The following is a 21,864-nucleotide window of genomic DNA, read 5'->3' as shown; positions in this document are numbered from 1 at the left end:
GTCAGAAGGAATGTTCCGGACCCGGGAACTGACCTGACCGGACATCGTCGGCGTACGCCTTGGCCGCGTCGCTGAGCGTAGTGCGCAGATCCGCGTATTGCTTGACGAACTTGGCCATCTTTCCGCCACGCAGACCGGCCATGTCCTGCCACACCAGAACCTGGCCCGTGGTTGCATTCCCGGCGCCGATCCCGATGGTGGGCACTTCAATAGCGGCGTCGACGGCGGCTGCAGTCTCCGCGGGGACCATCTCCATGAGCACACAGAACGCTCCGGCGTTGGCCAGGGCAACTGCGTCCTCGACCAAGCGGGCGGCATCGTCGCCCCGGCCTTGGACGCGGTAGCCGCCCAACGAATGTTCGCTCTGGGGCGTGAAGCCGATGTGCGCCATAACGGGAATGCCTGCCTGGACCATGGCCCGGACGGTTCCTGCGTAGAAGGCGCCCCCTTCGATCTTGACGCCGTGAGCCAGCCCTTCCTTCAGGAAACGAACACCTGTTGCCACTGCCTGCTCCGGCGAGACTTCGTAGCTGCCGAAGGGAAGGTCGGCCACTACCAAAGCACGCTTGGCGGACCGGGCCACCGCTCGGCACAGCGGGAGGAGTTCATCGACCGTTACGGGGAGGCTGGTTTCGTTTCCAAAGACATTGTTGGAAGCCGAATCGCCAATCAGCAGGACCTCGACGCCAGCTTGATCGAAGATTTCAGCCGTGTACTGCTCGTAGGCGGTCAACATCGCAAAGCGCTCACCCTTGGCCTTGGCTTGTTGAAGGTGGTGCGTCCGGATCCTGGCAGGAGCCTTCGGCGCGGAAGCAGCCGCTGGACCTGCAGCAGCAGGCCCGGTTCCGTAAGGAGCAGGAACATCGGCGGGCATGCTGGAATCGGAACTGTTGCTTGGGGCCATGAATAGAGCGTATGCGGTACTGACCGTCCTAGCCACCGGCGCATGAGGAGCCTCACATTTGTAAACGCTGTGTTACGCGAAACGGGGGTGCAGCCATTCCGGGCCAATGCTTAGTAGAGTGAATGCTGAGTTGTCGTCGGCTTCGAACCCTCGAACCCACGGCATGGACGTTGACCCGGAAATGAGGCCCCATGGACCGCCAGCAAGAGTTCGTTCTGCGAACTATCGAAGAGCGTGACGTGCGCTTCGTACGCTTGTGGTTTACCGACGTCGTCGGTTCCCTGAAATCAGTGGCACTGGCCCCTGCAGAAGTGGAAGGCGCCTTCGAAGAAGGCCTGGGCTTTGATGGCTCGGCCATCGAAGGCCTCGCCCGGGTGTTCGAATCGGACATGCTGGCCCAGCCAGACCCCTCCACGTTCCAGATCTTGCCCTGGCGCGGTGAGACTGAGCAGACCTCCAGAATGTTCTGCGACATCCTGACCCCGGACGGCGAGCCGTCCGCTGCCGATCCCCGGAACGTACTCAAGCGCACCCTCGCCAAAGCTGCGGACATGGGGTTCACCTGCTACACGCATCCCGAGATCGAGTTCTACCTCCTGAAGTCCCAGGACCTTGACCCAAACGGAGTTCCTGTTCCCGTTGACGAGGGCGGCTACTTCGACCACGTACCCGGTGGCGTGGCACAGGACTTCCGCCGCACTGCCGTGACCATGCTTGAATCCGTGGGCATTTCGGTGGAGTTCAGCCACCACGAGGGCGGTCCCGGCCAGAACGAGATCGATCTCCGCTACGCGGACGCCCTCCAGACTGCGGACAACATCATGACCTTCCGTACGGTCATCAAGGAAGTGGCCCTGCAGCAGGGCACGTACGCCACGTTCATGCCCAAGCCCTTCACGGATCACCCGGGCTCCGGCATGCACACGCACTTCTCACTGTTCGAGGGTGACACCAACGCCTTCTACGAGGCCGGCGCCGAATTCCAGCTGTCCAAGACCGCACGCCAGTTCATTGCCGGCATCCTCCAGCACGCCCCGGAATTCACGGCCGTCACCAACCAATTCGTGAATTCCTACAAGCGTCTCTGGGGCGGCGGCGAAGCCCCGAGCTACCTGAGCTGGGGACACAACAACCGCTCCGCCCTGGTTCGTGTGCCGCTTTACAAGCCGGGCAAGGGCCAGTCCGCGCGGATCGAATACCGCGGGATCGACTCTGCCACCAACCCTTACCTGGCGTACGCCGTGTTGCTGGGCGCCGGGCTCAAAGGCATCGAGGAAGGCTACGAACTTCCGGCTGCCGCGGAGGACGACGTTTGGTCGCTGACTTCGGCCGAACGCAGAGCGATGGGCCACACCCCGCTGCCCGCGAGCCTCCACGATGCCATCCGCGCCATGGAAGATTCAGAACTGGTGGCGGACATCCTCGGCGAACAAGTCTTTGACCACTTCCTGCGCAACAAACGTGCGGAATGGCAGGACTACCGGCTCCAGGTCACACCCTACGAGCTCAAGCGCAACCTCGGCATCCTCTAGGCTGTGAGTGTGAGCCTGGCCCGCCGGCTCATCTCGGCCGGTTTCAGCGACCTTGAGAAGGGTGAACGGTTTCTTGCCGCGCGTGAACTCGACGGCATCGACCCAGACAAAATTTTTGCCGGGTTGCACCTTAGCGCCAACCCGGACACCGCTCTCCAGTCGCTTGTCCGCCTGATTGAGAGGCACCCCTCACTCAAACAGCTCGCCGGGGAGCACCCGGATCGCAGCGAGCCGCTGTACCGCCTGCTGGGGGCATCCGAAGCCCTGGGGGAGTTCCTCATCAGGCATCCGGAACACCTGGACGTCTTCGATGTCCGCGTCAGCCCCGAGCCGTTGTCTGCCGACGCCGGTGAACTGCGGTCGAAACTCCTCCGTTCGGTCAGAGCGGACCCCAACTCTCCCCGGCCTGTCGCGGGAATTTCGGGACCGGCCGCATACACCGCTCTTCGGACGGCCTACCGGCGGGGATTGACCGAACTGGCCATCAAGGACCTCTGCGCCGCCAGCCCCCAGGACTTCATGCCCGCCGTCGGCGCCGAACTGGCCGACCTCGCCGGAGCGGCGATAGAGGCCGCCCTGGCCGTGGCCCGGGCGGAAGCCGCGGCGACTTTCGACGTCGCCGATATTGCCGGCGTCGGGCTGGCCGTCATTGGCATGGGCAAATGCGGTGCCCGGGAGCTCAACTACATTTCCGACGTCGACGTCATCTACGTGATCGAGGCGCCGGACCTGGAGGACTCCGAGGCCGCAACCATCGGTACGGTCCTCGCCGCCGGCATCTCCCGCGCAATTTCCTCTACGGCGCCCGAACCCGGGCTGTGGGAGGTCGACGCGAACCTGCGGCCTGAAGGAAAGTCGGGTCCGCTGGTCAGGACGCTTCCCTCGCACTTGAGCTATTACGCGAAATGGGCAGAAAGCTGGGAATTCCAGGCACTTCTCAAGGCCCGGACCATCGCGGGGGACAAGGACCTCGGGGCACGGTACGAGCAAGCCGTCCAGCCCCTCGTGTGGGCTTCGGCGGGCAGGGAAGGCTTCGTGGAATCTGTGCAGGCGATGCGCCGCAGGGTCACCAACAACATTGCCCCGGCGGAGGAACAGCGCCAAATCAAGCTCGGTCCCGGCGGGCTGCGGGATGTCGAGTTCACCGTGCAGCTCCTGCAACTCGTCCACGGAAAGTCCGACGAAACGCTCCGTTGCCGGGATACGACCTCGGCAATCTCCGCCCTGTCCGCAGGCGGCTACATTGGTCGGGTCGATGCCGCCGCCTTCGACGCGGCCTACCGCTATCTGCGGGTTCTTGAGCACCGGATCCAGTTGTTCCAGATGCGTCGCACGCACCTCATGCCTACCAGCCAAGAATCGCTGCGTTTCCTCGCGAAGGCCGTCCTGGGTCCGTTCTCTACGGGCAGGCCGCATCCTGATGCCCTGATCGAGACCTGGCAGAAGACCAAGCGGTCCGTTCGGGAACTGCACGACCGGATCTTCTACCGGCCCCTGCTCAACACTGCTGCGAAGTTGAGTAGCGAGGACGCCCGGCTCACCCCGGAAGCCGCGCAAGGCCGTCTGGCGGCGCTGGGCTACCGCGACCCGCAGGGCGCCATGCGCCACATAGAGGCCCTCACAGCAGGGGTCAGTCGCCGCGCCGCCTTGCAGCGGCAACTGCTTCCCATCCTGCTCGGCTGGCTCGCCGAAGGGGTAGACCCCGACGCCGGTCTGCTCGCCTTCCGTCGTGTCAGCGAAGCCCTCGGAACCACCCATTGGTATCTCGGAATGCTCCGGGACTCCCAAGCGGCAGCCGAGCGGCTATGCCACGTGCTTTCCAATTCACGGCTGATCGCGGACCTCCTGGAGGTTTCCCCGGAATCCGTTGCCTGGCTTGGTGCCGACAAGGAACTCATGCCCCTAAGCTTCGAAGCTCAGTGGCAGGAAATCCAATCCAAGATGTCACGGCATGCGGATCCCGAGAATGCAATGCGGCTCATCAGGCTTATCCGGCGCCGGGAGATCCTCCGTATTGCCATCGCGGACAGTTCCGGCCTCCTGGAACAGGATGCAGTGGGCACGGCATTGGCCGACGCCGACCGCGCGGCAGTTCTAGGCGCCCTGCACGTCGCGGAAGCCATCGTAGGCTCCGAGGGGCCTCTCAAGACGCAGGTCCTGGTGGTTGCCATGGGCAGGCAAGGCGGACGCGAGATCGGCTACGGCTCGGACGCAGACGTCATGTACGTTCATCGCGCCCTTCCCGGGGCGAGTGAATCCGAAGCCCAGCAACAGGCCCTTGCCATAGTTGGTCACATTTCCACCCTGCTGACCCAGCCCCTCAAGCCGGCCATCCTGGCGGAGCGGGTCCTGACGGTTGACGCCGATCTTCGCCCCGAAGGGAAGAGCGGCGCCATGGTCCGTTCCCTGGAGTCTTACGCGGAGTATTACCGCCGGTGGTCCCTTATCTGGGAAGCCCAGGCGCTGCTGCGGGCCCAACCCATGGCCGGAAACGACGAATTGGCGGCGGAATTCCTCTGGCTCATCAACACCATCCGCTACCCGAAGACCCTCGCCGAGACGGATGTGCGGGAGATCCGGCGGGTCAAGGCGCGGGTCGAGTCCGAACGGCTCCCCAGGGGGGCCGATCCCGCAAGGCATGTGAAGCTGGGCAGGGGCGGACTCAGCGACGTCGAATGGCTTGTGCAGCTGCTGCAGCTCCAGCACGCAGGCGAGCATCCGGAGCTCCGGACCACTTCCACCCTGCAGGCCCTCGACGCGATTGAGTCGTTGGGCCTGATCGACAAGAGCGACATCGTGTTGCTCCGCGAAGCGTGGCGGCTCGCGAGCCGTATCCGATCGGCGAATGTGATATGCACCGGGCGTGCCTCTGATCTCCTGCCTGCATCCCGGCGGGACCTGGAGGCTGTTGCCCGGTGGTGTGGTTACGCTCCTGGCCAAGCTGCAGTGTTCGAAGAGGATTACCTGCGCCTGAGCCGACGGACCCGGGCCGTGTTTGTAAAGGACTTCTACGGCCAGTGATCTCAGGTTCGCGTTGCCGGGCGCAGCGCAGGGACAGCTAAGCTCGAAAGATGCTTGAAACGGTGTGGCTCATTCCCTTGAAGAATCTCGACGACGACGCCCGAGCCATCAAACTCGGCGACATCGCGGGTATGGAATTGGCCGCGGGGCAGGAAGACTTCGTCGGCGACCCTTTCAAGATGATGCTCATGGGCCTGGAGGACGAAAGCCGCCTGCCGTATGTGATCGAAGCGGCCGGTGCCGCCGTCGGAGTCTTCACTTTGCAGGCCGGTGCAGCAACCCTGGCAGGTTGGCCTGACGACGATTCTGCCTGGCTTTTGCGAGGGTTCCTGATCGACCGGCGGCACCAAGGGAGAGGCTTGGGCACCCAGGCTGCAGCCGCGGCTGCCCGGGAAGCGGTGAAGCTGACTGCGAGGCTGGGTGGCGGCCAGGCCGGCGTCGTGCTCTCTGTCAACGAGCGCAATCCTGCCGGCAAGGCCGCATACGCAAAGGCGGGCTTCGCCGAGACGGGCACGTACCTGGGTGGCTCAGCCGGGCCGCAATGGACGATGTACCGGGATTTCGGCGGTTGAGCGGTATCTAGGACTCGACGAGCGTCAGGATTGTTTCCGGGCGCACGCCGTCGAATTTCATCGCGTCGGCCGCAGCCTCAGACTCCATCATTCGCTGGAACGTTTCCATGTCCGGGACTTCGACGATCAAACCAACACGGTTGGTTTTTCCTGGGTCGACGAACGTGCGAACTGTGAAGCCCAGGGGTCCGAAGATTTCTTCCCGCTTCGGTGAGCTGAGCCAGTGCTCAACGTCGTCAACCTCATGGAAGATCATTAGTGTTGTCATCGTATGCCTCCGCTTTGAGAAGTTGCGTCAGGAGCCGGAATGGATGAGGATTCCCTTAAGCATCCTGATCACGCTGAACGTACCACTACCTTTACTGCGGCGACAGGCTTCTTTGGGTCGCGGATCAGAAAAGCGGACACAGTACAGAGCGCCGGCGAGGGTTCGCCCGTCTGCGAAGGCCGCGTCGGAGAGTGTGCGGAGTTCGCGCGTGTAGTCTGCGTAGTCGGTTATCCGCGGTGCGGCCCCGCTTAGCTCCGCGACCGACGCCGGGGTCCCGTCCGAGAATCGGTTGAGCTGATAGTTGATGCTCCTATCGGGGTGGAAGGCGTGGTAACCAATAGTGAAGGACAACGCTGATTCCATGTAGATCTCCTCAGTCAACGGCGTGAGCGCCGTTTCGGTTGCGTCAACAAGTCCACGGCTACCTCAGGCAGGGCGCCAGCCAAGGCTACTCCGGAGTTGCTTCGGCCTTGATGGCATCCCAGGCGGTGTGCCAGGACACGCCATGCTGGTGGGCCAGGGCCGGTACCGACGTGTCGATGCGCTCCGGTGTCAGTCGCCCATCTCACCTCCCGCGTGGCCAGCTTCGCCCGCGGCCGGCTGGCCGGCGGGTCGGTCCTGCGGCTGTCGACTCGTCAAGCTCAGCAAGACTCAGAGGCAATCTGATTCATGTCCCACGGCACCGGAGGTTGGTCCGGCCGCTGGAGGAAGCATAGGCGTTTCGCCCGCGCCCTCCGCCCTTGTACGAGCACCAGGGGCATCAGCAGGGGATTCATTTGGCCACCCTGTCTGCTGGGAGGAGTCCACTCGCGGACCCCCGGTCAGGACGGCCCAAGGCCTTGCGACTTTCAGGACCCGTTTTCTGTGAAGGAATGCTTCGAAGTGGTGATTCCCCGGATTCAGGGACATACAGGTGCCTCTCTCCGGGCTGTCATGAGTGATGGCCAAGTTTCCGCAAGCCCTGTTCAATGGCGAAGAGCGTGCGGAAGCTTCGGGCTTTGGTGGTCGCGCCGAGTTTGTCCGGATTTCGTACGAGGTAGACGCCGGTGACTTGTTCGTTGCTTGATTCAACAAGTGCCACGAGGTCAACCCTGTCTCCGCTGTAAATGATGAGGGCCGGCATCCCGTTCAGTGACGACGATTCAATCCGCATATCGGGGACAGGGGTTTTGGCGATGCCGACGAGGAAGCGCGCGATGTTGTCCGCACCGATGACGGGTTTGCGGGCTGCCGTAACTTTTCCGCCACCGTCGGAGAGGAGGACGGCTCCGGGGGCGAGGACATCCATGAGGGACTGCATGTCGCCCCCAAGTAGAGCCGCGAGGAACCGGTCAGCGACCGCTTTTTGCCGTCGTGCATCCACCTTAAAGCGGGGTTGCCGCGCGCGCACGTGCGCCTTTGCCCTGCTTGCTATTTGCCGGACGGCCGGAAGCGACTTGTCGGTGGCTTCGGCGATCTCCGGGTATGGAAAATCGAAAACCTCGCGGAGGACGAAAACGGCCCGCTCGTCAGGGGACAGGGTTTCGAGGACCACGAGCATGGCAAAAGACAGTGATTCACTCAGTACAGCATTTTCAGCAACATCCGGGGCGGTGACCACAGGCTCCGGGAGCCACGGACCAATGTAGTCTTCCCGGCGGCGTTGAGCTGCCCTGAGGGAGTTCAGCGCTTGACGCGTCACGGTTTTGGCCAGGTAGGCTCGTGGATTTTGGACAGCTTCTACATCAACCTCGGACCATCTCAGAAAGCTGTCCTGAACGACGTCCTCGGCATCCGTCACTGTTCCGGTGATTTCGTAGGCAATGGTGAAAAGCAGGGAACGGTGTTCCTCGAAAACTCCTGCGGTTCCCACAGCCTTACCTGGCTTCTGCCGGCCGGGGGCCCTTGGGCCAGCTGTACGAACCGTTCCGGCGAAGCTCGCCTCTGATCCAGGAAAGCGTCATTTGACACATTTGCGCTTTCGCCATTCCAGCGAGGCGACCCCGAATGACGAAGCTGCGGGGCTGGTCGTCGGCACGTACGGTCTGAACGAGCCCTGACTTACGTCCCAGGCTGATGCACCTGAGCATGTATCCCGCCGAAAGCGGGGCCGGAGCTCGTTTTTCGAGGCGGGCGATGATGCTGTCGGCCGCGTGAGCACCAAGCGGTAGGGCTGTCGCGCAGCTCATGCGCAGGTGACCGGCGACCGTTTGGGGGGCTTGTATGGCATCGCCCGCTCCGAAGATGTCGGGGTACTGCGGGCATGCCAGTGACTCGTCGACCATGAGCCGCCCCAGGGCATCGGTTGGCAGTCCGCTGTCCAGGGCCAGGGCCGGTGCGCTGAATCCTGCGGTCCAGATGGTGCAGTCAGATCGCAAGGTGTCACCACCCGAAGTTATAACCGAAGAATCATCGCACCGCTGCACGTCGGTATTCTCTACCATTTCGACGCCGAGCGCTGAAAGCCGTTTCATTACCGCGTGTCGGCCGGATCCGGAGAGGCTCTCCGCAATGGCTCCGCGGGAAATGAGACGTATCTGCAGCTGCGGATACTTTTCGGCAATTTCGGCAGAAACCTCGATGCCGGTCAGGCCGGCTCCGATGATGCTGACGATTGCGCCCGGATCCAGTTGTGAAATCCGGGCCCGCAAACGGTTTGCGTCGTCGGAATCCTTCAGCCCGTACGCACCGGCCGGAATCCTGCTCGATGCCTGGGTACTGCCCACGGAGTACAGCAAAACATCGTAGTCGAGCGGGGCGCGGCCGCCTGATAAGTGCACTTTGCGGTTTTCAGGGTCGATACGCGAAGCAGTGCCCTCGACCATGTCCGCATGCTCATGCAGAAGAGACCGCATCGGCACCGACGCTGATTCCCGACTTCCGGCCGCGACCTCGTGAAGGCGGATCCTTTCCACGAAATCGGAAACCGAGTTGATGACGGTAACACTTATGGATTCCGACAATCGCTGACTTCCGGCAAGCCTGTTCGCGGCCATGACCCCGGCATACCCGGCGCCGATAATAACCACCCGACAGCGTGCTGACACATCAGACTCCTATCGCTAACGAACGTTTGAACATAGGACACCGCCGAGACCTGAAATGTGACACGGCAAAGAAAGTCGCCGCATGAACTGCGTCGCCCGGAGTGTGTCGGGGTGGGGGAGAGGCTTGTGCGACCCGGTAGGCTCCAGATCATGACGCCAGAAATCCCCCTAGCATTCTGTACAGTGCTCGGCGTCCTTGCTGTGTTCCAGCTGCTGCTCATCATCGGGCTTCCCTTTGGCCGTTTCGCCTGGGAAGACCAAACCCGGTGCTTCCGGCGCGGCTCCGCGTCGGAAACGCAGTCTCAGTCGTCGTCTATGCGACCTTTGCAGTAGTTGCTCTGGATCGTGCCGCGTTGATTACGATCCTCCGGATGCCCTTTGTTGCTGTCGTCGCGATGTGGGTGATCGCGGCCTACGTATTACTCAGCGTGCTGACCAACCTCGCGTCAAAGAGCAAGTACGAAAGGGGCGCCATATGGCCCCGGCGGCGCTTGTGCTGGCTGGCCTCGCGTTCCTTATCGCACTGAGCTGAGCTGACGGCGACCGCCTGCGGATTTCCAACGGCGTTGGCACAGCCCGGATATCCGCGGCCCCGGACAAGCCTTGTCAGCCCAATCCGTTCCCAACCGGTGCCGTCGCGGTCAGCGTTCCTTAAACTACCCTGCAGAACCGCCATTCCCACTTGACAGTCACAGGAGAGTGGAGATGTTGCGGTGGGGGACCCGCTTTCGGGCTCAGTTGTGCGTCATGGGACCAAGGCCTCGGGTGCCCCCGTCGCGTTGGTTCCCGTTCGGAGCGTAAGGTGAGTGTCGTGCGTGAATCAGCTGGCCAAGACTCGCCCGATCGGCTCTTGGCTCCGAAAAGATAGACTGCGCGTAACCCGCTCGAGCGCCACGAAGTCGATTCACAGCAGTGTCCGCGGGACCAAGTGCCCTAGTGGTCCGGCGCCGGAAAGCGATCCTGAGTTTATCCAACCCCTGAGATGGAGCGAATGATGGTCAAGACCTACCGGCTCGGCGGTCCGCAACGCGCAGCCAATTTGGTTTTCGGATTGTTGACCACACCCGGGTCGGGGGCTGCCTGTCGGAATTGGCTGCGCAATGTGCGGGCACATCCCAGCATCACATTGAGCCGGGGACGCCGGACGGAGACGATGACTGCCTGGCCGGCATCCGGGGTCGAAGTTCTGTCGGTCATCCGACCCTACATTCGCACTGTGCCGGCCACCGGCCCGTATTGGAGCGTCACGGCCGACTCCTCAGACGCGGAAATCCAGTTCGAAGCGGTCAGTCACCCCATGTTTTGCCTGCAGCCGGTCTAGCACCATGGTTTCCGACGCAAGCGGCATGGTCTCGCGCCGCTCAGTTGTGCGGGGTCTCGGGTTGGGGGGCGCCACAATTCTGGTGACTGCCGCGGGGCTCGTCAGCTACCGCGCTTCCGACAACGGTGTGATGGATGCTGGATCCGGCGCGCCCTACGACGCCTGGACACACTGGCGTACCGACCCGACGCCGGTGGGGGCGGTCGGGGCGGCGATCCTGGCCGCGAGTCCCCATAATCAGCAGGGCTGGGCTTTCCGCGTGACCCCGCAGGCTGTCGACGTGTTCGCAGATCCGACGCGGGAGATGCCTATGACGGATCCACTTCGGCGGGAACATCACGTCGGTCTCGGCTGTGCCATCGAGAATCTCGTGCTCGGGCTGCTGGCCCGTGGGTATCGGTCAGAGGCGATTTTGATGCCCTCCGCGGCCGATCCCACTCATGTGGCGTCGGTCACGTTGACCTCTGTGGAGGCGACATCCTCATCCCTGCACGATGCCATCGGCGACAGGCACTCGAATCGTGGACCGTATGAACACGGTCAGGTTGCGGATGCCGTGCTTGGCGAATTGGCTGGCCCCACCGGGGATGGCGGTGTCCGGGTTCACTGGCTCACCTCGACGGCAGAGAAGAAGGCCTTCAGCACGATCGTGATTGATGCCACCCAGGCGATCATTGAGGATCGCGGCCAGTCGGAGGAGTTCTTCATCCGGTTCAGGAACAACCGTGACGACATCGACCGGTTCCGCGACGGCGTCACGCTCGACGGACAGGGACTTGCCCCGCCCACCCTCACCCTCGCCAAGCTCCTGCCCGCCTATTCACGTGCTGAGGGTGACCAGTTCTGGCTTGACCAGACCCGCACGGTTTGCACCGCAACGGCAGCCGCTTTCGGTGTGGTCACCGTCACTGATGCCGACGACCCCCGGCTGCGGCTGGCCGGTGGCAGGCTTCTGCAGCGGGTTCACCTCGGTGCCACCTCACGAGGACTGGGAATGCAGCACATGAACCAGATCACCGAACGGATCGATCGCGAACACGAACAGAGCCTTCCCGCATCATTTGCGCCGCGCCTGCGGGAGCTTCTGCCCGCCGGAGTTGTGCCGTTGGTCGCGTTCCGACTTGGGACTCCGGTACGGGCATCCCGACCCGGCCCTCGGCGCCCATTGAAAGATGTGGTCCTGTGAACGGGATGCTGCTACGCCAGCGAACCGCGCTGTGGCTTGGGATCGCGGGCGCTGCTCTCGGTCTCGTCGCGGGGGTAGTTCAGGCCACCCTGGGAGCCCAGATCCCGGAGTGGACCGGCGATAAGAACAACCCATTCGGACTGGGCGTGCTCACGGTGAGTCTGTGTCTCGTCGCACTCGTCGGCGCGGTCACCCTCGGTCGAATTCCGCTCCCCACGCCGCACCGACTGGCGGCGGCGATGGGGCTGCTGATCCCGGGGCTGCTGTGCTTCACGACGGTGGGGGCCCTCTGGTACCTGCCCGGCGGACTGTTGCTGGCAGCGACGGTTCTCGCGGTCAGTGCGGGGGAGGCACACGAGTCACGTCAATTCGTTGTGACGCATTGGCTTTCTGGATTGGTGAGCGTGCTCGGCCTGTTCGAATTGATGCTGGCCGTAGGCACGGGTGTGGGGTGGATGGCCGCAATCGGAATCGTTGGCGGCATCGCCGTGGTCGTCGCGCCATCGGTTCCCTCCAAACTGCTGCGAATGACGCTGCTTACCCTTGGCACCGTGCCCTTCGCACTCCTTACTTGGTGGAGCATCGCGAGCCTGCTACTCGCTGTCATTGCCTTAGGACTTGGTGCCATCGCCACCTTGCGGAGAACTCCGGTCCTCGCCACGGGACGGGACTCTTAGGCCATGGAGCATCCACGATTGGATGCCAACGGTCGTCAGGACTGCGGCAGTGATTCTGTCCCACCTGACCCGCCCAAGAAAGCGCCCGCTGATCCTTCGGCTCACCGGCAAAGCTGCCTGCTGGTGCTTCAGCGTGGCACCACGTCATTGAAAGGGATCACTTTGCGGTGCTGCTCGCGGAGGCGGAGCTAGTGTGCGGATAGGCAGGTTTTCTCGCGTGGGTCGCACAATTCGGTGTCGTTCAAGGGACCATCATCGACGCCATGGAGCGGGATCTGGTGATCTGCGAGTCCCAGTTGGAGTTGGCGCGTTTGTTGTCCGCCGACTTCGATGTGTCGGTGGGCCATATTGTGGCGCAACCGTTTCTGTTGAAGGCTGAGGTCGCCGGGGCGGTCCGCAGGCACATTCCGGACTATCTGATGGCCGAGCGCTGGCAGCACCATGCCCGCGCGTACGGTGAAGGCTCTGCCCAGTTCTTCGGGGCCCCGCCGCCCGTCGGAGACGGGTTCATCGTGCTCGACCTCGAGTACCTGACGCAGCCGTTCGGGGAGCGTGTCTGGCTGGCCGGCACCGTCGTGGCGAAAGGCTTCGGCCCCGCTCTTGTCCACCAGGTGTGGGCCGACGACACCGATGCGGACGAACAAAGGCTTCTCGAAGACCTAGGACGGATTCTCGACACGCACCCCCAGCTGCCGATCGTGACTTGGGCAGGCCGTGGGGCGGACCTCCCGCGACACGCAGGGCCGCCGCGAGGCTCGGGACGAAGGACCCGCTCGCCGGCCGGAAGCACTGCGACCTGTACGTGTGGCTCAAAGGAGCATGCGGCTTTCCGGCATCCGGTCTCGGGTTGAAAGGACTGGCCGAATACTTCGCTTTCGCGCGCAACTCCCGCATGGCTATGCCTGTACGCCTGCTGTACGTCCGTCATCATGTGCCCATTTCCGGGCCGCCGCGGCAGACGTTTATGATAAGTTCACGACGCGCGGCGACGTGCCACCTCGCCAGTCGGGTCGTCAAGGCCAGCATCGAGACGAACACCACAGAGTTCTAGCAGCCGGGCATCCTGATTACGGGCCTTTACTAGCGGGGCGTAACGAACGGGACAGCGCTTGCAGCTAGGGACAGCATGCAACCCGTCAAAGCCAGGCTCATTAGCGCGATCCTCCGGGAACCCAGCGCCTCGCCTTTCTGACGCGGGTGGTGCGACTCGAAGATGGCGTAGGGGAATGTCATCACTAGGCCGATCAGCATGAGCGTTAGAACTGCTAGCGGGCTAATCACGAGGACTCGTTCCGTTGACCCAGTCCCTGCCGCTGAACTGGGGCAGTATCGACTCTAGGGGCGCTCCGAGCGCATGTCTACGTGCTTTCGTGCCCACTTTCCCTAGACACACGCACGTTGAATCGGCCAACATTCGGCGGAGCGAAGCTGCGACATCATTCGTCTAAGGGGTTCAGGTTCCATGACCTTCGGCACTACTTCGCCTCCCTGCTCATTGCCCAGGGCCTTGACGTGAAGGTGGTTCAGAAGAGCCTCAGGCATTCCTCTGCCAAAGACGACGCTGGACACGTACGGGCACATGTGGCCGGACAAGGAAGAGTCAGCGAGGGCGGCGGTAGCTGGGGTGCTGGGGGAGCGGCTGAGGTCGCGGATTGAGAAGGAAGCATAGGTGGGATCTTGGCAGACGAAAAAAGCCGGTCCCAGGTGGTGAAACCTGGGACCGGCCTTTTCTGTACGCGGATTCTTGCGGACTGTCCGCGGACTAGGCCCGATTTAGCCGCGTCATCTAGCTAGACGCCGTAGTAGAGCTCGAACTCGTACGGGTTCGGGCGCAGGGAAAGCGGACGGATCTCGTTCTCGTACTTGTACTCGATCCAGGTGTCGATCAGGTCCTGGGTGAAGACGCCGCCGGCCTGCAGGAACTCGTTGTCCTCAGCCAGCGCGGCCAGTGCTTCCTCAAGGGAACCCGGAGCCTTGGGGATGTCCTTGGCTTCCTCTGCAGGCAGTTCGTACAGGTCCTTGTCGATCGGAGCCGGGGGCTCGATGCGGTTGCGGATGCCGTCGATTCCAGCCATCAGCTGGGCAGCGAACGCCAGGTACGGGTTGGAAGCGGCGTCAGGAGCGCGGAACTCGATCCGCTTGGCCTTCGGGTTGGAGCCCGTGATCGGGATGCGGATACCGGCGGAGCGGTTGCCCTGCGAGTAGACCATGTTGACCGGAGCTTCGAAGCCCTTGACCAAGCGGCGGTAGGAGTTGACCGTCGGGTTGGTGAAGGCGAGCACAGCCGAGGAGTGCTTCAGCAGGCCGCCGATGTACCAGCGTGCGGTGTCGGACAGGCCGGCGTAGCCCTTCTCGTCGTAGAACAACGGATCGCCGTTGCTCCACAGGGACTGGTGGCAGTGCATACCCGAGCCGTTGTCACCGAAAATCGGCTTCGGCATGAAGGTTACCGACTTGCCGAACTCCCACGCGGTGTTCTTGACGACGTACTTGAACTTCTGCAGGTCGTCGGCAGCGTGCACCAGCGTCGTGAACTTGTAGTTGATCTCAGCCTGACCTGCGGCGCCGACTTCGTGGTGCGAGCGCTCGACTTCGAGGCCTGCTTCGTCCAGGGCGAGGCACATGGCGTCGCGAAGGTCAGCCTGGTGGTCAACCGGGGAAACAGGGAAGTAACCGCCCTTGAAGGGGGTCTTGTAACCGAGGTTTCCGCCTTCTTCTTCGCGGCTCGTGTTCCAAGGGGCTTCAATCGAGTCGACCTTGTAGAAGGAACCCTGGGGGGAGGACTCGAACTGAACGTTGTCGAAGACGTAGAACTCAGCTTCGGGAGCAAAGAATGCCGTGTCCGCAATGCCGGTGGAGGCCAGGTAGGCTTCGGCCTTTTCGGCCACGCCGCGGGGGTCGCGGTGGTACGGGTCGCCAGTGCGCGGGTTCACGATGGAGAAGTTCAGAGCAAGGGTCTTCTCGACGCGGAAGGCGTCAATGAAGGCCGTGGTGACGTCCGGGATGAGCTGCATGTCGGACTCGGCGATGCCCTGGAAACCGCGGATGGAAGATCCGTCAAAGAGCTGACCGTTGACAAAGAAGTCAGCGTCGACGCTCTTGGCCGGCACATTGAAGTGCTGCTGGACGCCCGGAAGATCGGTGAAGCGGATATCGACGAACTTTACGTCTTCGTCTTTGATGAACTTGAGGACTTCGTCCGCAGTCTTGAACATCTATGCTCCTATCGCATAACAGGTAACAGGCCTTCAGGCCGTCTGATCCAGCGCAAACCGAAGGCAGGGAAACAAAAAAGTGTCCCTGCGTCGGCGGCTAGCAACTTCTCCAACCATAGGGAAACGGGATTTCCCCGGGGTGTCAGTATTGTTTCGTGCAGGTTACAGAACTGCCTGCCGTGTAAACGCTACTGGTCTACTGCAGTGCCAGTCTATGTCTTTCTTCCGTGTGTCTGTTTCCTTGTGAACGGAATGAACATTCCGCCGGGCGCCACCACCCGCCGCCGGGCGCCACCACCCGCCGTCGGGCATCCAACGGTGAAGCCGTAAGCTTGAACAGTGGTAGATCGAAAAGACATTGGTTCATGGCTCACAGGGCCGGATACGTCCGGAATCTCCAAGTACCCGGGAGAGCGGCTCGGGTTGCCCGAGTCCGGCCCCGGCTCCATCGCCCGGGCCGGCCGCCGTATCCTGGCAATCTGCATCGACTGGGTCATCGCCTTGGCGATCAGCAACTTTGCCTTCGGCGGCAACCAGTGGGCAACCCTCGCAGTCTTTGCGGTGGAACAGATACTTCTCATCGGTACGCTCGGCTACAGCATCGGACATCGGGTTGCGGGCATCCACGTGATGCGGCTCGATGGAGGGCCGGCAGGGCCCTTGGCTGCCATGGTAAGGACGCTTCTCCTGTGCCTCGTGATTCCTGCGGTTGTCTTTGATCCGGATCAGCGGGGCCTCCATGACAAAGCCATGAACACGATTCTCATCCGAATGTAACTTTCTGCAGACAAAAGAACCGCCCGGTTCCTGGATAAGTCCGGGAACCGGGCGGTTCTTTTGTCTGCCGTGTTTAGCGTCCGCGGGCTGCCTTGCGGTCCGGGCGTGCCTTGTACGGGTCGATGCCCTTCGGGATCGGCAGACGGTTGCCGAGTGAGGAGATCCGCTTGCTTACAGCGTTGACCTCAACTTTGGTGAGCTCGTTCTTGTATCTGTTCATGGTCTTTGCAATCTGGCTGATTGGCACCTGGCCCTCGCCACGACCGCTTTCGATGACGTGGATCGTCACATTCGGGAGAATGCGGGAGAGCTTCTTGCGCTCGGCGTCAGCCAGCGGCTTGACCCTGTGCGAAGGTCCTTCAGTCACCAGTACGACGCCGGGACGGCCGATGGCGCGGAAGACCGCGTCCTGGGTGCGAGGGTTGACGGCGACCGGCTGGTCTTCCGTGATCCAGCCGCGGCGCAGGGTTCCCAGAGCCGCGCCTGAGGCTCCGGGCTGGTTTTCGATCTGCGCAAAGGCTGCCCGCTCCGCGCGGCGCGAGAGGATGAAGACCGCTGCCAGCAGGCCCAGGGGAATGCCGATGATCAGGCCCGTGACCCAGTTGTTCAGGAGGAGACCGACGACGAGGCTGACGGCAACGACACCCAGGAAAGCCAGCAGCATGAGCCACACAACGGTGGGGTCATTGCGGCGGGTCATCTTGAAGACCTCGCCGATCTGCTTCAGCTGGCTCGGCTTCTTGGCCTTGGCTTCCTTGGGCTTGCGGGAAAACAAGCCGCGCTTGGGAGCGTCGGCAGCCGATGTTGTCGAGTTGCTGGAATCAGGGGATTTCGCCATAGTGCCTTAATTCTACGTGATTTATGCCGAAGGACCGGACGCCGGATTTGCTCGGGTCCGGTCCTTCGACCGTGCTTTGCTCGGGTGCTACGCGTGGTGTGCGAGGAGGGTGCTGGCTTCCTGGCGGGTGGTGCCGGAGTCCTGGATGCCGTCGGCGATGTGGGCCAGGTGGGCGGGGATGTCGCGGCCTTTTTTGCGCATCGCGGTGGCCCAGAGGCGTCCGGCGCGGTAGGAGGAGCGGACCAGGGGTCCGGACATGACCCCGAGGAAGCCGATGTCCTCGGCTTCGGCGGCGAGCTCGACGAATTCCTGGGGTTTGACCCAGCGGTCCACGGGCAGGTGCCGTTCGGAGGGGCGCAGGTACTGGGTGATGGTGATCAGGTCACAGCCCGCGGCGTGCAGGTCGGCTAGGGCTTCGGAGATTTCGGCCCGGGTTTCGCCCATGCCCAGGATCAGGTTGGATTTGGTGACCATGCCGGCGTCCCGGCCCTGGGTGATGACGTCCAGGGAGCGGTCGTAGCGGAACGCGGGGCGGATGCGCTTGAAGATCCGGGGCACGGTCTCGACGTTGTGCGCGAAGACCTCGGGGGCGGAGTCGCAGATCGCACTGATGTGTTCGGGTTTGCCGGAGAAGTCCGGGATGAGCAGTTCCACCCCGGTGCCCGGGTTCAGTTCGTGGATCTTGCGCACGGTCTCGGCGTAGAGCCAGACGCCCTCGTCGGCGAGGTCGTCCCGGGCGACGCCGGTGACGGTGGCGTAACGCAGGGCCATGGCCTGGACGGAGCGGGCGACCTTGGTGGGTTCGAACATGTCCACGGGGGAGGGTTTGCCGGTGTCGATCTGGCAGAAGTCGCAGCGGCGGGTGCATTCGGAGCCGCCGATCAGGAAGGTTGCTTCCTTGTCTTCCCAGCACTCGAAGATGTTCGGGCAGCCGGCTTCCTCGCAGACGGTGTGCAGGCCTTCCTTTTTCACGAGGTTCTTCAGGCCCACGAATTCCGGGCCCATCTGGACCTTGGCCTTGATCCACTCGGGCTTGCGTTCGACCGGGACGGCTTTGTTGCGTTGTTCAACGCGCAGCAGCTTACGGCCTTCAGGTGCCAGGGTCACTGGATTGCTCCTTCGGGGCTGGATACGAGTGCTTCTTCGTGCTTGCGGAACTCTTCCATGAAGCGCTCAGCAATGTCGGCGGGGTTGATGGTCCGCCCGGTCTCGATGGACATGGTGGTGACACTGGCATCCGTGATGCCGCATGCGATGATCTGCGCGTAAGGCGCGAGATCGTTGCTGCAGTTGATGGCCACGCCGTGCATGGTGACGCCGTCCAGAACGCGGATGCCGATCGCGGCGATCTTGCGGTCCGGACCCTTGTCATCTGCCAGGACCCAGACGCCCGCCCGGCCCTTGACCCGGGTGGCTTTGATCCCGTAATCCTCCATGATCGCGATCATGACGTCTTCGAGACGCTCGACGTAGTCACGGATGCCGGCGCGGTTTTTCAGTTTGAGGATGGGGTAGGCAATCAGCTGACCCGGTCCGTGCCAAGTCAGTTTGCCGCCCCGATCCACAGGGACAACGGGAGTGCCGTCAAACGGACGCTCGTGGTCCTCCGTGAGCTTGCCTGCCGTGTAAACCGCCGCGTGCTCGAGGAGCAGGACGGTGCTGGGTTTCTCGCCGGCAACAACTTTGTTGTGGAGTTCGCGCTGGATATCCCAGCCCTGCATATAGTCGACGAAATCCGGGGCAAGACCCAGCTGTGAAAACTCAAGAGTCATGGAGACAAGCTTAGACCCCGCCGGACGAAGGCCATGATTTTGTGGCCAAGCTCTCAGTCGTACTCGGCTAGGTCGTGCGGCGCACGCCACATCTGCCTGTGGATAACTTCTGCGGCAATCCGGGAAATCCGGTATCTGTTGAGGCATGGAGACTTTTGCGCCCGGCACGGGCGGTCAGGACGATTCGGGCGCCATGCGCTCCCAGGAGACGGATTCTGCCGAACCTGTGATTCCAGGCTTTGTGCCCGTCCGCGAGCTCGGCCGCGGCGGAAGTGCCACAGTATGGCTCGCCACGGAGAAGCGCTCGGGGAGCAGCTTCGCAGTGAAATGCCTTCCCCGGATACCGGAGATGGGGGATCCCGGCGACGCCGAGTCTTCCTTGCTTCGTGAGCTGCACCTTCTGTCGCGGCTGGACCACGAGCACCTTGTCAAGGTGCGTGGCGTCGTCCAGTTGGGAGGGGCGTTCGACGGCGGCCTGGGCCTGGTCATGGATTACGCGCCCGGGGGTTCGCTGGGGCAGTTGCTCTCCAGCAGGGGGCGCCTCAGCGTGGGGGAGACAGTGACCATCTTGACTCCCCTCGCGCAGGCTTTGGGCTATCTGCACCACCAGGGCATGACGCATTCCGACGTTTCGCCCGGGAACGTGCTTTTCACTGCCGAGGGGAAACCGCTCTTGTCGGATCTGGGCGTTTCGCGCATGGTGGGAGATGCTGCCGGCGTCCCGGACTCCGGCACGCCCGGCTTCGCGGATCCGGGACCGATTGTCAATGGGGCTGCGGAGCTCCACCCTGAGCGCGATACCTACGCCCTTGCCGCCCTCGGCTGGTATTGCCTCATCGGCTCCGCGCCGGACAGTGCGGCCCGCAGGCCACCGCTGACGCTCCTGGTGCCGGCAGTCCCCGCGGCCCTCGCCGCTGCCATCGAGGCCGGACTTCATCCAGAGGGGCAGCAAAGGCCTTCGGCGGCGGAACTTGGTATCGCCATCTACCGGAGCGCGGCCCCGGCTGCTGTGGACCTTTCGGATGCGGTGCACGCGACGGTTGTTCCGGAACTGCTGACCCGGCGTCGGGCTTCTCGTCCTCGTGCGAGACGGACCCGCATCAAGGCATTTCTCGGCCGCTTCCGTTCGCGATGGGGAGGGCGAACAGGCCGGCAGGCAGCTGCGCTCGTTTCCACGCGACGGCGTGCGGCACCCATCGTGCTTGCCCTCGGGACACTGGTGGCGGCCGGATCAACAACCGCAGTGTGGTGGACCGGTGATCGAGGACCGGGAGCTGCGCAGCAAGCGCAAATGCAGGCACAGGCGCAGGGGCGGGAAGAACCCAGACAAATGGGTACCGTCCTCGACGGCGTTCCCGCCGCCGTACAAGACCAGATCCGCTCCCAGAATCCCGAGGAAGCCATCAGGGGACTATCGGCCCTCCGGGACAGGGCGTTCAGTACCGGCAAGTTTGAACTACTGGCATACATCAACACGGAGGGCTCTGCGGCAGCTGCTGCCGACAGCAAAATCAGGGAGGGACTGGAGAGCGCCGGCGTCGTTCTTTCGGGTTTCTCCACCACCTTGATCAGCACGGGCATGGAAGGTGCTGCCGGCCGGGACCGCGCGACGGTTGCCGTCACGCTGGAGACCTCAGCATATGAAGAACGGGACGTCAGTGGGCAAGTGGTCCATGTGCGTCCCGCAGGCAAACCCCAGGAACTCAGGGTGGTCCTTTTGAGGGACGGCGAGGGGTGGAAGATCGCCGAGATCCTGGCTAGGCAGACGTGAGTGGAAAAGGGTGATCAGTTGCCGCCGCTTGCCACCCATCGGGCCGCGTCAGCCAGTGCGGGGTGCTGCCAGTCAAAGCCGGCGGCCATAAGCTTGGCTGGTTCCATGCGCTGGTTGGCAAGAACCAGTTCCTCTGCCAGATGGCCGCCCAACACGAGGCGCAACGCCGGAGCCGGTACGCGGAAGAACGCTGGTCGGTGGAGCGCTGCCGCCAGCTGGGCAACTATCGCGTTGACGTCAGCACTTTCGGGAGCGCAGACATTGACGGGACCCTCAAGCGGCGAGTCGAGCAGGTATTCGAAAGCGGAGACTTCATCCACCAACGAAATCCATGGCCAGTATTGCCGACCATTTCCCAGCGGACCACCCACGCCCAACTTCAATAACGGCAGGAGTGGCCCCAGTGCCCCGCCGTCAGGGCTGAGGACCACGCCGGTGCGCGGGGTCACGACCCGAACGCCCGCAGGGGCCTTGTGGGCGGCGGCCTCCCAATCAACGCACAGGGTGGCCAGCATGCCCTTGCCCGGTCCCGTTTCCTCACGGAGCAGACCGGCCCGGGACGAGCCGTAGTAGCCCGACGCTGACTGGCTCAGAAACGTTCCGGGCGGGGTTCCGAGCCGCCCCATGGCCGCCGTGAGTGTTTTTGTTGACCGCAGGCGTGAGTCGATGATTTCCCGCACACGTGAATTGGTCCAGCGGCGGTCCCCGATGCCTGCCCCGGAGAGATTGACCACCGCGTCCGCGCCGTCCAGGACCGCCTCGTCCAATTGCCCCGCGCCAGGATCCCACTGTGCCTCGTCGGTTCCTGTTGGTGGGCGGCGAACTAGCCTGACGACGTCGTGCCCCTTCCGAAGAAGACGCTCGGTCAGCGCGGTTCCGATAAATCCCGATGCACCCGAAATCACGATTCGCATGCCTCATCACATCATGGCGAGCGTCACTTCGGCACTCCGGCAGGCCTCAGAGAGCTTGCTTCTCCTTTGA

19 protein-coding genes are annotated in these 21,864 nt (G+C 63.0%); 9 read left to right on the top strand and 10 right to left on the bottom strand.

Annotated features, from left to right (window positions below; genetic code table 11):
• Nucleotide 1: 1 nt before the first annotated feature.
• The gene (gene panB, locus AC3ANQ_RS14680; protein WP_488301721.1) at nt 2-904 is read right to left on the bottom strand and encodes a 3-methyl-2-oxobutanoate hydroxymethyltransferase; all 903 of its coding nucleotides are present in this window, start codon (nt 902-904) and stop codon (nt 2-4) included.
• 191 nt (nt 905-1,095) lie between these two features.
• On the opposite strand from panB, the gene glnA (AC3ANQ_RS14675) reads away from it, so the two are divergent.
• From glnA (AC3ANQ_RS14675) to AC3ANQ_RS14665, 3 genes are read left to right on the top strand one after another with little or no spacing between them, the layout of a single operon-like run.
• On the top strand, nt 1,096-2,436 hold the full coding sequence (gene glnA / locus AC3ANQ_RS14675; protein ID WP_488301720.1) for a type I glutamate--ammonia ligase: 1,341 nt from the start codon (nt 1,096-1,098) through the stop codon (nt 2,434-2,436).
• Nucleotides 2,437-2,445: 9 nt separating this feature from the next.
• The gene (locus tag AC3ANQ_RS14670; RefSeq protein WP_488301719.1) at nt 2,446-5,457 is read left to right on the top strand and encodes a bifunctional [glutamine synthetase] adenylyltransferase/[glutamine synthetase]-adenylyl-L-tyrosine phosphorylase; all 3,012 of its coding nucleotides are present in this window, start codon (nt 2,446-2,448) and stop codon (nt 5,455-5,457) included.
• 50 nt (nt 5,458-5,507) lie between these two features.
• Nucleotides 5,508-6,029 carry a GNAT family N-acetyltransferase gene (locus tag AC3ANQ_RS14665; protein ID WP_488301718.1) on the top strand — a complete coding sequence of 174 codons (522 nt, stop codon included), beginning with the start codon at nt 5,508-5,510 and terminating at the stop codon, nt 6,027-6,029.
• A 7-nt stretch (nt 6,030-6,036) separates the two neighbouring features.
• Here the strand turns inward: AC3ANQ_RS14665 and AC3ANQ_RS14660 are convergent, their stop codons facing one another.
• The 4 genes from AC3ANQ_RS14660 to AC3ANQ_RS14645 form a co-directional block, all read right to left on the bottom strand.
• Nucleotides 6,037-6,297, bottom strand: coding sequence for a hypothetical protein (locus AC3ANQ_RS14660; RefSeq protein WP_488301717.1), 261 nt, complete (start codon nt 6,295-6,297; stop codon nt 6,037-6,039).
• A gap of 27 nt (nt 6,298-6,324) precedes the next feature.
• Nucleotides 6,325-6,660, bottom strand: a complete 336-nt coding sequence (locus tag AC3ANQ_RS14655) for a hypothetical protein (protein ID WP_488301716.1) — start codon at nt 6,658-6,660, stop codon at nt 6,325-6,327.
• A 568-nt stretch (nt 6,661-7,228) separates the two neighbouring features.
• Nucleotides 7,229-8,149: an RNA polymerase sigma-70 factor gene (locus AC3ANQ_RS14650; protein ID WP_488301715.1), complete on the bottom strand. Its 921-nt coding sequence runs from the start codon at nt 8,147-8,149 to the stop codon at nt 7,229-7,231.
• Between the two features lie 4 nt (nt 8,150-8,153).
• A complete protein-coding gene (locus AC3ANQ_RS14645) occupies nt 8,154-9,305 on the bottom strand; it encodes an NAD(P)/FAD-dependent oxidoreductase (RefSeq protein ID WP_488305336.1) in 1,152 nt (383 codons plus the stop codon).
• A gap of 1,343 nt (nt 9,306-10,648) precedes the next feature.
• On the opposite strand from AC3ANQ_RS14645, the gene AC3ANQ_RS14640 reads away from it, so the two are divergent.
• From AC3ANQ_RS14640 to AC3ANQ_RS14625, 4 genes are all read left to right on the top strand, one after another.
• Nucleotides 10,649-11,830: an Acg family FMN-binding oxidoreductase gene (locus AC3ANQ_RS14640; protein ID WP_488301714.1), complete on the top strand. Its 1,182-nt coding sequence runs from the start codon at nt 10,649-10,651 to the stop codon at nt 11,828-11,830.
• A complete protein-coding gene (locus tag AC3ANQ_RS14635) occupies nt 11,827-12,507 on the top strand; it encodes a hypothetical protein (protein WP_488301713.1) in 681 nt (226 codons plus the stop codon). The genes AC3ANQ_RS14640 and AC3ANQ_RS14635 overlap by 4 nt, the downstream gene beginning before the upstream one ends.
• 263 nt (nt 12,508-12,770) lie before the next feature.
• Nucleotides 12,771-13,358 (top strand): hypothetical protein, encoded by a 588-nt coding sequence (locus AC3ANQ_RS14630; protein ID WP_488301712.1) that lies wholly within the window; start codon nt 12,771-12,773, stop codon nt 13,356-13,358.
• Nucleotides 13,359-13,869: 511 nt separating this feature from the next.
• The gene (locus AC3ANQ_RS14625) at nt 13,870-14,163 is read left to right on the top strand and encodes a tyrosine-type recombinase/integrase (RefSeq protein WP_488301711.1); all 294 of its coding nucleotides are present in this window, start codon (nt 13,870-13,872) and stop codon (nt 14,161-14,163) included.
• Nucleotides 14,164-14,297: 134 nt separating this feature from the next.
• Here AC3ANQ_RS14625 and glnA (AC3ANQ_RS14620) read toward each other — a convergent pair whose 3' ends face one another.
• On the bottom strand, nt 14,298-15,722 hold the full coding sequence (gene glnA, locus AC3ANQ_RS14620) for a type I glutamate--ammonia ligase (protein WP_488301710.1): 1,425 nt from the start codon (nt 15,720-15,722) through the stop codon (nt 14,298-14,300).
• 339 nt (nt 15,723-16,061) lie between these two features.
• Between glnA (AC3ANQ_RS14620) and AC3ANQ_RS14615 the strand changes: the two genes are divergently transcribed.
• Complete coding sequence (locus AC3ANQ_RS14615; protein ID WP_488301709.1) at nt 16,062-16,499, top strand: RDD family protein; 438 nt, start codon at nt 16,062-16,064, stop codon at nt 16,497-16,499.
• A 73-nt stretch (nt 16,500-16,572) separates the two neighbouring features.
• On the opposite strand, the gene AC3ANQ_RS14610 is transcribed toward AC3ANQ_RS14615, so the two are convergent.
• The 3 genes from AC3ANQ_RS14610 to lipB form a co-directional block, all read right to left on the bottom strand.
• Nucleotides 16,573-17,337: a DUF4191 domain-containing protein gene (locus tag AC3ANQ_RS14610; protein ID WP_488301708.1), complete on the bottom strand. Its 765-nt coding sequence runs from the start codon at nt 17,335-17,337 to the stop codon at nt 16,573-16,575.
• An 87-nt stretch (nt 17,338-17,424) separates the two neighbouring features.
• Entirely contained in the window at nt 17,425-18,444 is a 1,020-nt protein-coding gene (gene lipA / locus AC3ANQ_RS14605; protein ID WP_488301707.1) for a lipoyl synthase, read from the bottom strand.
• Nucleotides 18,441-19,109: a lipoyl(octanoyl) transferase LipB gene (gene lipB / locus AC3ANQ_RS14600; RefSeq protein ID WP_488301706.1), complete on the bottom strand. Its 669-nt coding sequence runs from the start codon at nt 19,107-19,109 to the stop codon at nt 18,441-18,443. Before lipB ends, lipA begins: the two co-directional genes overlap by 4 nt.
• Nucleotides 19,110-19,254: 145 nt before the next feature.
• On the opposite strand from lipB, the gene AC3ANQ_RS14595 reads away from it, so the two are divergent.
• Nucleotides 19,255-20,880 (top strand): serine/threonine protein kinase, encoded by a 1,626-nt coding sequence (locus AC3ANQ_RS14595; RefSeq protein ID WP_488301705.1) that lies wholly within the window; start codon nt 19,255-19,257, stop codon nt 20,878-20,880.
• 14 nt (nt 20,881-20,894) lie between these two features.
• On the opposite strand, the gene AC3ANQ_RS14590 is transcribed toward AC3ANQ_RS14595, so the two are convergent.
• Entirely contained in the window at nt 20,895-21,794 is a 900-nt protein-coding gene (locus AC3ANQ_RS14590) for a TIGR01777 family oxidoreductase (RefSeq protein WP_488301704.1), read from the bottom strand.
• Between the last annotated feature and the right edge of the window lie 70 nt (nt 21,795-21,864).

Source organism: Arthrobacter sp. DMZ02-1R (genome assembly GCF_057747935.1).
The sequence above is the reverse complement of the archived record's forward strand: the minus strand, read 5'-3'. Positions and strand labels throughout refer to the sequence as shown.

What these genes read in the sequence shown, in the direction of transcription:
- panB (WP_488301721.1), bottom strand. Translation starts at nt 904, where the DNA reads ATGGCCCCAAGCAACAGTTCCGATTCCAGCATGCCCGCCGATGTTCCT.
- glnA (WP_488301720.1), top strand. Translation starts at nt 1,096, where the DNA reads ATGGACCGCCAGCAAGAGTTCGTTCTGCGAACTATCGAAGAGCGTGAC.
- AC3ANQ_RS14665 (WP_488301718.1), top strand. Translation starts at nt 5,508, where the DNA reads ATGCTTGAAACGGTGTGGCTCATTCCCTTGAAGAATCTCGACGACGAC.
- AC3ANQ_RS14660 (WP_488301717.1), bottom strand. Translation starts at nt 6,297, where the DNA reads ATGACAACACTAATGATCTTCCATGAGGTTGACGACGTTGAGCACTGG.
- AC3ANQ_RS14655 (WP_488301716.1), bottom strand. Translation starts at nt 6,660, where the DNA reads ATGGAATCAGCGTTGTCCTTCACTATTGGTTACCACGCCTTCCACCCC.
- AC3ANQ_RS14640 (WP_488301714.1), top strand. Translation starts at nt 10,649, where the DNA reads ATGGTTTCCGACGCAAGCGGCATGGTCTCGCGCCGCTCAGTTGTGCGG.
- AC3ANQ_RS14630 (WP_488301712.1), top strand. Translation starts at nt 12,771, where the DNA reads ATGGAGCGGGATCTGGTGATCTGCGAGTCCCAGTTGGAGTTGGCGCGT.
- glnA (WP_488301710.1), bottom strand. Translation starts at nt 15,722, where the DNA reads ATGTTCAAGACTGCGGACGAAGTCCTCAAGTTCATCAAAGACGAAGAC.
- AC3ANQ_RS14610 (WP_488301708.1), bottom strand. Translation starts at nt 17,337, where the DNA reads ATGGCGAAATCCCCTGATTCCAGCAACTCGACAACATCGGCTGCCGAC.
- lipB (WP_488301706.1), bottom strand. Translation starts at nt 19,109, where the DNA reads ATGACTCTTGAGTTTTCACAGCTGGGTCTTGCCCCGGATTTCGTCGAC.
- AC3ANQ_RS14595 (WP_488301705.1), top strand. Translation starts at nt 19,255, where the DNA reads ATGGAGACTTTTGCGCCCGGCACGGGCGGTCAGGACGATTCGGGCGCC.
- AC3ANQ_RS14590 (WP_488301704.1), bottom strand. Translation starts at nt 21,794, where the DNA reads ATGCGAATCGTGATTTCGGGTGCATCGGGATTTATCGGAACCGCGCTG.